Annotated in this window: 12 protein-coding genes and 1 riboswitch; of the genes, 7 read left to right on the plus strand and 5 right to left on the minus strand. The window is 53.3% G+C overall.

Features of this window, described 5'->3' with window-relative positions:
* Positions 1 to 43 precede the first annotated feature (43 nt).
* The 3 genes from JSQ80_RS21235 (at position 44) to JSQ80_RS21245 (ending at position 3,165) form a co-directional block, all read left to right on the plus strand.
* Positions 44 to 586 carry a cysteine hydrolase family protein gene (locus JSQ80_RS21235; protein ID WP_206096587.1) on the plus strand — a complete coding sequence of 181 codons (543 nt, stop codon included), beginning with the start codon at positions 44 to 46 and terminating at the stop codon, positions 584 to 586.
* Positions 587 to 636: 50 nt separating this feature from the next.
* Complete coding sequence (locus JSQ80_RS21240) at positions 637 to 2,157, plus strand: nicotinate phosphoribosyltransferase (RefSeq protein ID WP_206096588.1); 1,521 nt, start codon at positions 637 to 639, stop codon at positions 2,155 to 2,157.
* Between the two features lie 150 nt (positions 2,158 to 2,307).
* Positions 2,308 to 3,165 carry an SMP-30/gluconolactonase/LRE family protein gene (locus tag JSQ80_RS21245; protein WP_206096589.1) on the plus strand — a complete coding sequence of 286 codons (858 nt, stop codon included), beginning with the start codon at positions 2,308 to 2,310 and terminating at the stop codon, positions 3,163 to 3,165.
* 433 nt (positions 3,166 to 3,598) lie between these two features.
* Here the strand turns inward: JSQ80_RS21245 and JSQ80_RS21250 are convergent, their stop codons facing one another.
* From JSQ80_RS21250 to JSQ80_RS21260, 3 genes are all read right to left on the minus strand, one after another.
* Positions 3,599 to 4,279 carry a GNAT family N-acetyltransferase gene (locus JSQ80_RS21250; RefSeq protein ID WP_176392758.1) on the minus strand — a complete coding sequence of 227 codons (681 nt, stop codon included), beginning with the start codon at positions 4,277 to 4,279 and terminating at the stop codon, positions 3,599 to 3,601.
* 81 nt (positions 4,280 to 4,360) lie between these two features.
* A complete protein-coding gene (locus JSQ80_RS21255) occupies positions 4,361 to 5,038 on the minus strand; it encodes a GNAT family N-acetyltransferase (protein WP_206096590.1) in 678 nt (225 codons plus the stop codon).
* 11 nt (positions 5,039 to 5,049) lie between these two features.
* A complete protein-coding gene (locus tag JSQ80_RS21260; RefSeq protein WP_206096591.1) occupies positions 5,050 to 5,904 on the minus strand; it encodes a carbon-nitrogen hydrolase family protein in 855 nt (284 codons plus the stop codon).
* Positions 5,905 to 6,043: 139 nt separating this feature from the next.
* Between JSQ80_RS21260 and JSQ80_RS21265 the strand changes: the two genes are divergently transcribed.
* Positions 6,044 to 7,066 (plus strand): P1 family peptidase, encoded by a 1,023-nt coding sequence (locus JSQ80_RS21265; RefSeq protein ID WP_206096592.1) that lies wholly within the window; start codon positions 6,044 to 6,046, stop codon positions 7,064 to 7,066.
* Positions 7,067 to 7,174: 108 nt separating this feature from the next.
* Here the strand turns inward: JSQ80_RS21265 and JSQ80_RS21270 are convergent, their stop codons facing one another.
* On the minus strand, positions 7,175 to 8,128 hold the full coding sequence (locus JSQ80_RS21270) for an L-lactate dehydrogenase (RefSeq protein WP_087432940.1): 954 nt from the start codon (positions 8,126 to 8,128) through the stop codon (positions 7,175 to 7,177).
* Positions 8,129 to 8,385: 257 nt separating this feature from the next.
* Between JSQ80_RS21270 and JSQ80_RS21275 the strand changes: the two genes are divergently transcribed.
* The 3 genes from JSQ80_RS21275 (at position 8,386) to metE (ending at position 11,923) form a co-directional block, all read left to right on the plus strand.
* Positions 8,386 to 8,589 (plus strand): cation transporter, encoded by a 204-nt coding sequence (locus tag JSQ80_RS21275; RefSeq protein ID WP_087432941.1) that lies wholly within the window; start codon positions 8,386 to 8,388, stop codon positions 8,587 to 8,589.
* Positions 8,590 to 8,694: 105 nt separating this feature from the next.
* Positions 8,695 to 8,985, plus strand: a complete 291-nt coding sequence (locus JSQ80_RS21280; protein ID WP_206096593.1) for a HesB/YadR/YfhF family protein — start codon at positions 8,695 to 8,697, stop codon at positions 8,983 to 8,985.
* A gap of 165 nt (positions 8,986 to 9,150) precedes the next feature.
* Positions 9,151 to 9,341, plus strand: a riboswitch (cobalamin riboswitch).
* 254 nt (positions 9,342 to 9,595) lie between these two features.
* Positions 9,596 to 11,923 (plus strand): 5-methyltetrahydropteroyltriglutamate--homocysteine S-methyltransferase, encoded by a 2,328-nt coding sequence (gene metE, locus JSQ80_RS21285; RefSeq protein WP_206096594.1) that lies wholly within the window; start codon positions 9,596 to 9,598, stop codon positions 11,921 to 11,923.
* Positions 11,924 to 12,042: 119 nt separating this feature from the next.
* Here the strand turns inward: metE and JSQ80_RS21290 are convergent, their stop codons facing one another.
* A complete protein-coding gene (locus tag JSQ80_RS21290) occupies positions 12,043 to 12,846 on the minus strand; it encodes an SDR family oxidoreductase (protein ID WP_206096595.1) in 804 nt (267 codons plus the stop codon).
* Positions 12,847 to 12,875 lie beyond the last annotated feature (29 nt).

The raw sequence follows: 12,875 nt of genomic DNA on the forward strand, positions 1-12,875 counted from the left end.
CTGCCTATAACTAGGCAAGGGTGAAAAAGGAGGACGATCTGCCATGAAGGCGTTGGTCGTAATTGATTATACGAATGACTTCGTTATCGGCCGGCTTCCGTGCGGACAGCCGGCTATTGATATTGAAGAGCGCATTGCGAATCTGGTGGAGAAGTTTACGGCTGCGGGCGACTATGTCGTGATGGCGGTCGACATTCATGAAGAGCAGGATCCTTATCATCCAGAAGCGGCGCTGTTCCCGCCGCACAACATTAAAGGCACGGACGGACGGCATTTGTATGGACGGGTGCAAGAGATATACAAGCAGAACGAAGCTCGCATATACTGGATGGATAAGACGCGCTACGACTCTTTTTGCGGTACGGACTTGGACATGCGCTTGCGTGCCCGAGGCATTCAAGAAGTGCATTTGGTAGGCGTGTGCACGGACATTTGCGTGCTGCATACGGCGATCGAAGCCTATAATTTGGGCTACAAGATTGTCATTCACGAAGATGCTGTCGCTACATTTAATGGACAAGCGCATGAATGGGCGCTGCAGCATTTCCGCAATACATTAGGAGCTTCTATCGTTAGCGGATATTAACGACAGACGATACCACCGACAGTAGGGACCTCAGAAAGAAGGATGAACTGATGAATACGTCTATGGCGTTACACACGGATAAATATCAAATCAATATGATGTACGCGCACTGGAAGCATGGTACGCATAACCAGCATACGGTATTCGAAGCTTTCTTCCGCAAGCTGCCATTTCACAACGGATACGCGGTATTTGCCGGACTTGAACGGATTGTGGAGTATGTCGAACAGCTTCGTTTTATGGATGAGGATATCGAGTATTTAAGTGAACAGGAAGAGCAGTACGATGCCGATTTTCTGGAGGAGCTGCGGAACTTCCGGTTTACCGGGCATATTGACGCGGTCCGCGAAGGCACGCTCGTCTTCGCGAACGAGCCGCTTATCCGTGTAGAAGGACGCGTCTTTGAGACACAATTAATTGAAACCGCACTATTAAACTTCATGAATTTCCAAACGTTGATTGCGACCAAAGCATCGCGGATCAAGCAGGTGGCGCACAACGATATTTTGATGGAGTTCGGAACAAGACGGGCTCAGGAAGCGGATGCGGCGTTGTGGGGAGCGCGGGCGGCTTACCTTGCAGGGTTCCATGCGACCTCGAACATGCTGGCGGGCAGACGCTTCGGCATTCCGACAAAAGGCACGCATGCGCACGCTTGGGTACAGAGCTTCGAAGACGAGCGGGAAGCATTCGAAGTGTTCTCCGAGGCGCTGCCTAACCAAGTAACGCTGCTGGTCGATACGTATGATACGCTGCACAGCGGCATTCCGAACGCCATTCAAATTGGCCTCGAGCTGAAGAAACGGGGCAAAGAACTGCAAGCGATTCGTCTGGACAGCGGCGACATCGCGTATTTGTCGATCCAGGCGCGGAACATGCTGGATGAAGCCGGCCTGACGGATGTGCAGATTTGCGCTTCCAACGATTTGGACGAGTATACGATCTCTGACTTGAAGCTGCAAGGTGCGCGCGTCGATATGTGGGGCGTCGGCACGCAGTTGATTACGGCATCGGATCAGCCTTCATTAGGCGGGGTATACAAGCTGGTGTCCCGGGAAGTCAACGGAGAGATGCATCCGACGATTAAAATATCGGCCAATCCCGAAAAGGTGACGACACCAGGCAAGAAGGATGTATACCGCATTATTCATAAGAAAAAGAAGAAGGCAATCGCCGACTACATCTGCTTATCGGAAGAAGACGACGTGGAACGCCGTTCCAAAATTAAATTGTTCGATCCAATTCACCCGTATATGCACAAATATGTAGATCAATACGATGCGGAACGACTCCTGCATCCGGTATACCGCGATGGTGAACTGGTATACAACCGACCGTCGCTGGATGAAATTCGGGACTATCACAAGCAGCAGCTGCAGCTATTCTGGCCCGAATATTTGCGCAAGACGAATCCAGAGCGATACCATGTCGATATAAGCACGAAGGCTTGGGAATTGAAGCGTGACATGATAGAAGCGTATGTGCAGGAAACAGAAGCGCGGCGCGTATTTCAGTCGGATAACGGCGACGGTGGAGAAGACGACGCGGACGACCACGGACGTGCGCGCTAAGGCGTCTGAATGTTGGGCGCTCAATTGTCCATTTCATGTGTAATTAACGGTATTCATTATATTCGGCATATTCATTCATGTGGCTGAGCTTGCTTATCAGGGTGCCGAATGATGGAATAAGGATGAGTCTAATGGGGAGGAGCGGGAAAAATGAGCGAGGTCGATCTTACGGCGCGATGCCGCACAAGCGAGGTATTCACAGCTCCGCATGGCTTTACCAATGGCGTAGAAGGACCTGCGTGCGACAAGGACGGCAATTTGTACGCGGTCAATTATGAGCGTGAAGGCACGATTGGACGAGTTACGCCCAAGGGCGAATGCTCCGTCTTTCTCGAACTTCCAGAAGGAAGCGTCGGGAATGGAATTCGCTTTAACCGCAACGGCGAAATGCTGATCGCGGATTATGCAGGCCACAACATATACCGGTATGCGTTCGATACGAAGCGGCTTGAGGTGCTGGCGCATAACCCGGACATGAATCAACCGAACGATATTGCCATTATGGCCAATGATATCGTCTTCGCCAGCGATCCGAATTGGAGCCATGATACCGGACAATTGTGGCGCATTCTTCCAAATGGCGAGATGACGCTGTTAGAGACGGGGATGGGCACGACTAACGGGATTGAGGTCGGCCCCGATGAAGCAACGTTATACGTCAACGAATCCGTTCAGCGCCGGATATGGGCCTACGACCTGGATGAACAAGGCAATATATCCAATAAAAGATTGTTCCGCGAGTTCCCGGATTACGGGCTGGACGGCATGCGCTGCGATACGGAGGGCTATTTGTACGTGAGCCGGTTCGGCAAAGGGACCGTGGCTATCTTCTCGCCGGAAGGCAATCTTGTCGAGGAAGTGCGCCTGCATGGCAGCAATTGCACGAACGTAACGTTTGGCGGGGAAGACGGACGAACAGTATACGTAACGATGATGGATCAAGGCAACGTGGAGACGTTCCGGGCAGAGCGGCCGGGACGGTGCCGGAGACTGTTCGGCCTTGTGTAGCGGAATGATCTGCGGCGGCCTCGCTGTACTGTATGACAGGCGAAGCTCAGCGTTGCAGGATAGGTCCGGCATGTTGTAACGGCAGCGTGAACGCAAAAAAATGGCGGGGCAGGGAAGAGGCTATTCCTGCTCCGCCATTTTCGCTTATGGTTGAAAAATCCACCCTTGGCTTAATTGAGGCAACCCGCGAGCGGGAACCGTCCGCAGACCTTGTGGGACAGCCCCTTCATGTTTAACCGCGCCTTGCTGCCACCGCGACGAACAGATTTATTTCTCGGGAAAGCGCACAATGTTACAGTATCCTGCTTTCCGTGACAAAAGTCGACGCCGATATGCACCCGATGGCCGATTATGCTTGCTTATTTATTTGCTGTTTCGCAATAAAATGACAGAAACTGCCATATTTCCCGGGAATCGCCGATGGGCAATTCCATTAGAGCGGAAGTAAAGCAACGTTATCCCGCTGCTTCAATTGCTCGATCATGCCATACCAAGCCTCGGGCTTGTTCGGCAGCACGGCGTAATACCATTGCAGGAACGCAACGATAAGCTCTGCCGGCACGTCATGCCTATGATCCTGCATCGGCATGAAGCAGAAGTCGAGTCCGCTGACCGCTTCGCCGTCGTTGGACCATGAGGGATGCACATACGGGAAATCCAATCTTTCATAGCCGAGGTGAGACAGCACCTCGCGCCGAACGACGGGATCCATCGGACGCACGCCTCCGAACGAAAAATCTTCTACGCGGTAAGGGTCGTAGATTTCGGCAAACATGCCGATCAGCGATGTGCCCGCCTCTTTAGCGGCTTGCAGCAGATCGCGTTCCCGCTCTTTGTACAAAAAGCGGCCGATGCCGAGTCCGGGTTGGCCGATAATGGTAAAGTCAGTCATTGCTACGTTCAGCGATTCCACGAAGCGATATTCGGTCGCGCCGACGACTTCCTCGCCATGGACAGCGACGAATACGCGAATATCCGGGTCCTCCAGCGGTTCTTTCCATAAATTGAATTCCAGCACTTCCTCTTTCGGAAAAATGCGGCCCATTAACGTGTGCATTTGGGCAAACAAAGGATCTTCTATAGATTGAATGCGAACATATCGCAATGCTGTCATGGCATAACATCCTTTCCTTGAACGTAATTGTATATCATTGCATTTGCATACTGCATAGCCAGGATGTTCATACTCGTGCCGTTATCGCCGGGAGCTCGCGCCGAACGGATTGCGCCATTCCATGAGAAGCCCGAAATTGCACGATTCTTCATCCTCAAGATAATCCGGGACGATGGCGACAGGTGTCCGTCCGCAGCGCAGCAGAAAGCTTACGACGGGATCATGCCATCTTCCTTCCATGATGCCTTCCACATATTGTTCGATCGAACACCGGGCTGCGGCACGTCCGTAGCCGGGCATGCGCGCACCGCCGAGAAGGCGCTCCAATCCGAGCTGGACGACCGTTGCGCACATGGCCTGCATCATCAGCTTGCCGATGCCGCACTTGCGATAATCGGGCCGCACGCTAATATCGACCACGTATAGCGTATTGCCGTCTGGACGATGCGTTCGGATGTAACCGTTATCTGTCGCCTTATACCAAGGCAGGTGCTTCTCATTCGCCTCTGTCTGGATGATAAGGGCGGTCATCGAACCGATGAGCACGCCGTCCATTTCGGCACATAATGCCCCTTCGGGAAAGATGCGCGCATGGTTCGCAATCTGGTCCGTATTCCACCATAACTCCGATGGAAACGGTGGTGGGAAGCAGTCACGCTGGATATCTATAAGCGCTTCCATATCCTCCAAGGTATAGTTGCGCAGCGTGACAAGCCGCGGCTTGTCATCGAATATGACATATAGCGATTGGCGGAACATGCGCCCCCTCCTTACCAATCCGTATATAGATCGGTGCGGCGATCACGCCAAGTCGTGACCGAACCGCGTTCACGCACTTGCTGCAGCAAAGAGACATCCAAGTCGGCCGTTACGATCATATCGTTGTTGATTTCACCTTCAATCATGATGCCGCGCGGCGGAAACGGGATATCGTTCGGCGTGATCACGGCGGCCTGACCGTAATTCAAGCGCATCAAGTCCACGGTAGGCAGCGATCCGACCGTGCCGGTCGCCACGACGTACACTTGATTCTCAATGGCGCGGGCATGGCAGCAATAACGCACGCGATAAAAGGCTTGGCGGTCGTCCGTGCAGGAAGGACAGAAGATGACGTCCGCGCCTTGCGCACGCACCATGCGCACAATTTCTGGAAATTCAATATCGTAGCAGGTTAAAATGGCGATCGTTCCTTTTTCGGTATGAAAGACGCGTACGCCTTCTCCGGCAGCCATGTTCCAATCCTTCACTTCGAAAGGAGTAATATGCAGCTTCGCCTGCTCTTCCACCTTGCCGTCAGGGTAGAACAGATGAGCGACGTTATATAGTTTATCGTTGCGCGTTATGACATGCGTGCCTCCGATAAGATGCATGTTATATTGCTTCGCGAGCCCGGTGAACAAAGCGCGGTAGGCTTCGGTAAACTGCGGCAGATCCTGTATCGCCAGCGCTTCTCCCCGTTCGTCGCCGATGGACATTAATTGTGTCGTCATAAACTCGGGAAAGAGCACAAATTCGGCTTCGAATTCCGCGGCCGTCTTCACGTAATGCTCGACCTGCTGAGCGAATTGTTCAAAGCTGTTAATCGTATGCAGATGGTATTGTACGGCAGATACGCGCATTTTCATTGCGACACCTCCAAATGATGGCTTAGTAACCTCTACCATTATGAGGCAGAAATAAAGACAGAGCAAGCTGTACCTGAAAAAAGGAAAGCGGGCTTCTGAATGGAATATTAATAATAATAATAGTAAAGGGAGTGAGAATGTGAAGCATTCGGATACCGCTTTGCATCATGCGGGCGGCAAGGAGTTCTATCCGGGATGTATAACTGATGTGTCAGGCATCAAGCTGGGCAATGCACAGGATGATGCCGCCTTAACGGGCTGCACGGTCATCATTGCGGAGGAAGGAGCGGTGTGCGGCGTCGATGTGCGCGGTTCCGCGCCAGGCACCCGCGAAACGGAGCTGCTTCATCCGACTGCGCTCGTACAGCATATTCACGCTTTGTGCCTGAGCGGCGGCAGCGCGTTTGGGCTGGAAGCATCGCATGGCGTGATGCGTTATTTGAAGGAGCAGGGGATTGGGCTGGATGTCGGGGTCGGCAAAGTGCCTATCGTGCCATCAGCTATCCTATTTGACTTGGGCATAGGCGATCCGAATGTTACACCGAATGCTGCGATGGGCTATGCCGCTGCGCGCGATGCCATTGATACCGCGTGCCCGCAAGGCAATATTGGAGCTGGCATGGGAGCTACGGTCGGAAAATATGCAGGTCCCGCTCGGGTGATGAAGGGCGGCTTCGGCACCGCTTCGGTCCAGCTGCCAGGGGGGCTTGTGGTCGGAGCGGCGGTTGCGGTCAATGCGATCGGCGAGGTGCGGGATCCGAAGACCGGAATGACGTTGGCGGGGGCAAGGCAGGAAGCCGCAGGCAGCTTCATTGAACCGTTGAGCTTCTTGACACATATGGCGAACCCATTCGGACATACGCGTCCAGGAACGAATACGACGATTGCGGCGCTTGCCTGCAACGGTGATCTGACGAAGACGGAGATGACCAAGGTGGCGCAAATGGCGCATAACGGTCTTGCGCGCACAATCTATCCGGTCCACACGATGTATGATGGGGATACGGTCTTCGCCATGACGACGGGTGGCGTCGCAGCTTCGGTGGATGTAGTCGGCATATGGGCGGCGGAGGTGCTCGGCTATGCAGTTCACAATGCGATCATTGCGGCGGAGTCGGCCGGAGGCGTTCCGGCTTGGCGCGATTGGCAGCCGCATTCATGAAGAAGAAGCGCACGGGAATGGATTCCCGGTGCGCTTTTTTGATCCTGGACAACACTATATTATTGTATATTCCACTTAAAGCACGATTTCCTCCGCTATACCTGCATATTAGCCAGGGAAGACCGAAGAGACGGCTTGCTTCAGCACGCTTGCCGAATGGTGCAGCTTCTGCTTCTCATCTTCCGAGAGGTGAAGCTCATACACATCGCGAATCCCTTGGCGGTTGACGACAGCCGGGACGCCGATATAGACATCGTCGAGCCCATATTGTCCGGTTAACAAAGTAGATACCGACAATACGGAATTCTCATTGCGGAGAATCGCCTTGGTCAGGCGCGCGAGTCCCATCGCGATGCCATAATATGTGGCGCCTTTGCGTTCGATGATATGATAAGCGGCGTCGCGCACATTGATAAAAATATCGTTCAGTTCCCCGTCCGTTGGCTTGCCGTGCGTCTTCCGGTAATCTTCGAGCGGTTGGCCGCCGATGCTGACGTTGCTCCATGCCGGAAGCTCGGTGTCTCCATGTTCGCCGATAATGTAGGCGTGGACGTTGCGAGGATCGACCTCAATCTGCTCTCCGAGCAAAAAGCGAAGGCGCGCCGTATCCAAAATCGTACCGGAACCGATGACGCGATTGGCTGGCAAGCCGGAATATTTCCATGTCGCGTATGTAAGCACGTCAACCGGGTTCGTGGCAACCAGAAACAGGCCGTCGAAGCCGCTGCTCATGACCGATTCAACGATAGACTTGAATATTTTCGCGTTCTTTCCGATAAGATCGAGACGTGTTTCACCCGGAGCTTGGTTCGCGCCGGCTGTGATGACGACCAAATCGGCGTCTTTACAATCGCTGTAGTCACCAGCCCAAATGCGCATATTGGATGCGAATGGAAGGCCATGGTTCAAATCCATTGCGTCGCCTTCCGCTTTTTTGTGATTGGCGTCAATAATAACTAATTCGGAAGCTAAGCCTTGATTGAACAAGGCGAATGCATAGCTGGATCCGACGAATCCCGAACCGATCAATGCGATGCGGGATACTTTGGATACTTGGGTCATAGTAAGTATTGCCTCCTTTGTGCTCTTTGAAGCATTAGTCAACTTATTCAAAATATGCGACAATTAAATTTTAACCAATATTCATATATATAGCCAACCTAAAATGAAAATTTTCATGAAAGGCTGCTTCACGGAGGCAGCGGAAGAGGCGAATGCAACAAAAACGCCATTTGCAGGAACGGGATGAAGGAGTTATCTTTAAATCATGGATATAAAATCATGCAGATAATGATATGAATTCGAAGGGGGCTGCAATAATGGCGCTTTTGACGCTGAAAGTGGAAGGGATGACTTGCGGACATTGCAAGCAGTCGGTCGAGCGGGCCGTTGCCGATATCGGTGGGCAAGCGCAGGTGGATCTGGCGGCGAAGCAAGTGAGCGTCACTTATGACGAGACAGCAGTAAAGCCGGATCGGATTCGCGAAGCGATTGAGGATCAAGGCTTCGACGTCGCCCCGTGAGCGCGCTATCACGATTCGAGGTGAAAAGTTGGGTGTTTTCATCGATTTCTCCACATGGTATGATCGAACATAGAAGGGAACTGAATGAATAAAGGAGGTCCGTAGATGCAGTTACGAGTGACACCAAAGGCAGCACAACGGTTTCAGAGCGATTGGGGATTTGCGGCAGGAGATACGGTGCGCGTATTCGTGCGCTATAGTGGATTCAGCGCTAAGGGACCTTACTCTTTCGGCATCATGAAAGACAGTCCGCAATATCCTGGCGTAACCGAGGTCGTAGACGGCATTACATTCTACATGGAGCAGAACGATCTGTGGTTTTTGGACGATCGTGAGCTGACGTTGGATGAGAACGGGGAAGACATCGTGTTCCTGAATGAAGGAATGTCCATATAGTTTGTTCCTTTTCACTGATTTGGCGCTTCTAGACAAGCTGAGGCGAGCCCTTGGCTCGCCTTTTTGCAGTATCTGCTCGTCCGTTTGGAAAAAGCACTTGTCATCTGTTGCAAGACAGTTTATAATCGTTCTCAATTGGAAGGGTGTCCATCACGTTCCAACTTAATTGCATATCAGGGAACAGGTGCTTTGCGAACATGTCAAAGCTTAATAGGGAAGTTCGGTTCAATTCCGACGCGGTCCCGCCACTGTAACAGAAGAGGTGTAGCCTTGAGGCCACTGGTTCTTGCAACCGGGAAGGCCGCTACCGCCGATGACGCTGAAGCCAGGAGACCTGCCTGTTCTAGCAGCACTGATTGTACCTACGGGAGATAGGGAAGTGTTCGTAAACATGGAAATCGCTTGTCGATGTTCGGCGCAGCCGGACGGCCCGACAGGAGGGCGATCTTCATTATTCCGTCATGGACGTTTACGGGACATCTCTGTTAGTTGGCAGGATGTCCTTTTTGTGCGTTGGCGAAATCATGTTGTACGCTAATTCCGTGTTAACAGATAGAAATTCTACCTGTTTGTCCCGCGGGGAAATCACATAAGGAGAGGAGCAAGGATAATGACAGCATCATCAGTAAAGACAAGTGCGGCAGGATATCCGCGCATCGGTTATGATCGCGAATGGAAGAAAGCGTTGGAGCAGTATTGGGCGAAAAAGATTTCGGCTCAGGAGTTGGAGCAGGAATTAGACAAGATCGAGCTGCAGCGCTTGGCCAACATGCATAAAGCCGGTCTCGATTACATTCCTGTAAACGACTATTCTTGGTACGACCATGTGCTCGACATGACGACGATGTTTGGACTCATCCCTTCACGTTATTCGTATGAGGGCGGGGAAGTATCGCCCGATCTCATGTTTGCCCTTGCGCGTGGAACTCAAGATGCACTCGCTTGCGAGATGACGAAATGGTTCAACACGAACTATCACTATATTGTGCCGGAATGGGAAGGGCGCGCGCCCCAGCTTACGGCCAACCGGCCGCTGCAGGCTTATCGCAAAGCGAAGCTCCAGCTTGGCATCGAAGGCAAGCCGGTCATTATTGGCCCTTACACGTATGTGCGCTCCTTGAAAGGGGTTCCCGCAGGAGAGCGCCTGCAGGTGCTGAAGCAGTTCATCAGCGTATACAGCGACATTCTCCGCGAGCTTGAAGCGGAGGGCGTTCCGTGCGTACAGCTGGATGAGCCGGCGTTCGTGTTGGAGATGAAACCGGAAGATTGGCAGGCTGTGCAATCCGTGTATGAACAGCTGCGGACGGCGGCTCCATCGCTTCCGTTATGGGTGCAAACTTATTTCGATGCGGTCTCGGATTATGAAGCTTTCGTTCAACTGCCCGTCAATACGCTGGGGTTGGATTTCGTCCATGGCAAGGCGCGGAACGAAGCGGCGCTGCGCAAGTCGGGCTTCCCTCAGGATAAAACGCTGGCGCTCGGCGTGATCGACGGACGAAACATATGGCGTACTGATCTGCTGGAAGCGGCCGTGTGGCTGGAATCCGTTGCGAGCATCGTGCCGCAACAGCGTTGGATCGTGCAGCCATCGTGCAGCCTGCTGCATGTGCCGCTGACGGCGACACGCGAGACGGAGCTTCCGGAAGCCATTCGCCATGCGTTGGCATTCGCCGATGAGAAGCTGGAGGAGACGGTGCAATTGGCCCGTCATATCGCACAGCCTGGCGAGGCAAGCCGCGCCGTCTTGGATGACAGTGCCGCGAGTGTCCTCTCATGGCGCAACGAGCCTTCACGCCAGCGCGCAGAAGTCGTGCAGGCATTGCACGAGCTGCTGGCAGAGGAGAAGGCGAAAGGGATTAAGCGCACGCCTTATGAAGAGCGCCGAGTGCTGCACGCTAAGCGCTGGCCGGAGCTTCCGCTCTTGCCGACGACGACGATCGGCAGCATGCCGCAGACGGCGGATATTCGCCGGGCAAGGCTGCGTTACCGGAAAGGCGAGTGGGATGCCAACACGTATGAAACTTTCCTGGAAGAAGAGATGACGCGTTGGATTCGCATCCAGGAAGACATCGGCATCGACGTGCTCGTACATGGCGAGTTCGAGCGTACGGATATGGTGGAATACTTTGGCGAAAAATTGGACGGCTTCGCCTTCACGAAATTCGGCTGGGTGCAATCTTACGGCTCGCGCTGCGTTAAGCCGCCGGTTCTCTACGGCGATGTCGCGTTCAAAGAGCCGATGACCGTAAAAGAGACGGCGTTCGCCCAGTCGTTGACCGCACAGCCGGTTAAAGGCATGCTCACCGGTCCGGTGACGATTCTGAACTGGTCGTTCGTCCGCAATGACGTTCCGCGCGAACAAGCGGCATTCCAGCTGGCTTACGCGCTTCGTCAAGAGATAGCCGCGTTGGAGCAAGCTGGCATCGGAATGATTCAAGTGGATGAACCAGCGGTGAAGGAAGGCATGCCGCTCAAGGCGGAGGATGCCTCCTATTACACGGAGTGGGCAGTGCTTGCGTTCCGTCTGGCTACATGCGGCGCGAAGCCTCAGACGCAAATTCATACGCATATGTGTTACTGCGATTTCTCTGATATGGTGGACACGATTCGTAAAATGGACGCCGACGTCATCTCGCTTGAGACCGCACGCAGCGGCGGAGATATGATCGCCACGCTGGAGAAGCAGCATTATGAGCTCGGAATCGGCCTTGGCGTGTATGATATTCACAGTCCGCGCGTGCCTTCCGTGGAAGAGATGAAGCAGCTGATTGAGCAGGCGTTGGCCGTGCTTCCTGTCGAATCGTTCTGGATTAACCCGGATTGCGGCTTGAAGACGCGTCATGAGCCGGAAACGGTAGCGGCCCTTCGCCACATGGTAGAGGCAACGAAACAAGTGCGCCAGCAAAGAGGAGTTGCGGAGAAGCAGCCGCTCGGATAAGCGGAGCATTGAATATATAGGCAGAAGTGAAGTGAACAAGACACGTCCATCCGCATGATATGACACGGGATTGTTGCATCCCGTGTCTGTAACAAGGATGGACGTGTTGTTGCATCCGGTTAGAGCAGCGATTCCGCGCCGTCAATCACAATTTGAGCGCCGGTGATGTGGCTTGCCGCATCGGATGCCAAAAAGGCCACCAGGTCGGCAACCTGTTCGGGAGATCCCGGCCCATGCTCAAGCGGCTGGCTGCCTTCCGGGTACGTCATCGGTATTTCGATGTCCTTCACGGAAGGTTTCCGGTTCGTATTCTCTTCAATGCGCGTGTCAATGGCCCCTGGACAAATGGCGTTGACCCGGATTTTATAACGGGCGAGCTCCAGCGCAGCCATTTTGGCAAATGCCACCTGACCCGCCTTGGAAGAACTGTAAGCGCTCATGCCGAATCCCGAGAATTTGGTGCTCCCGTTAATGGAGCTCGTTATGATGATGCTGCCGCCTTGCTTTTTCAAATAAGGCAGGGCATATTTCACGGTGACGAAGGTTCCGGTCAGGTTGACCTTGATCGTCTCCTCCCAATCCTCGACTTTCATCTCTTCGATGGAGGAGAGCACGCCGTTAATTCCCGCGTTCGCAAATACCGCCTTAATGTCTCCGCATTGCTCTGCAACCTGTTTGACGGCGTCTTCTACCCGCTTAGGATCTTTTAAATCCACATCATACGAATATGCTTGTCCAGGAAACCGCTTGGCAATGTATTCTTCCGTCTGCTGTGTGCGCTCGTTCTTCAGATCGAACAGCGCGACAGTCATGCCGGCCTCCGCCAAGCGTATCGCGGCCGCCCGGCCGATGCCCGAGCCTGCTCCGGTAACGATGGCTGTTCCTGTCATCTGATGTGTGGCAGCGGAATGCTGCGTATTCATATATCGTGGCTCCTTTCTTTTTATCAACA

The organism is Paenibacillus apiarius, assembly GCF_017052585.1.
GTDB lineage: Bacteria > Bacillota > Bacilli > Paenibacillales > Paenibacillaceae > Paenibacillus_B > Paenibacillus_B apiarius.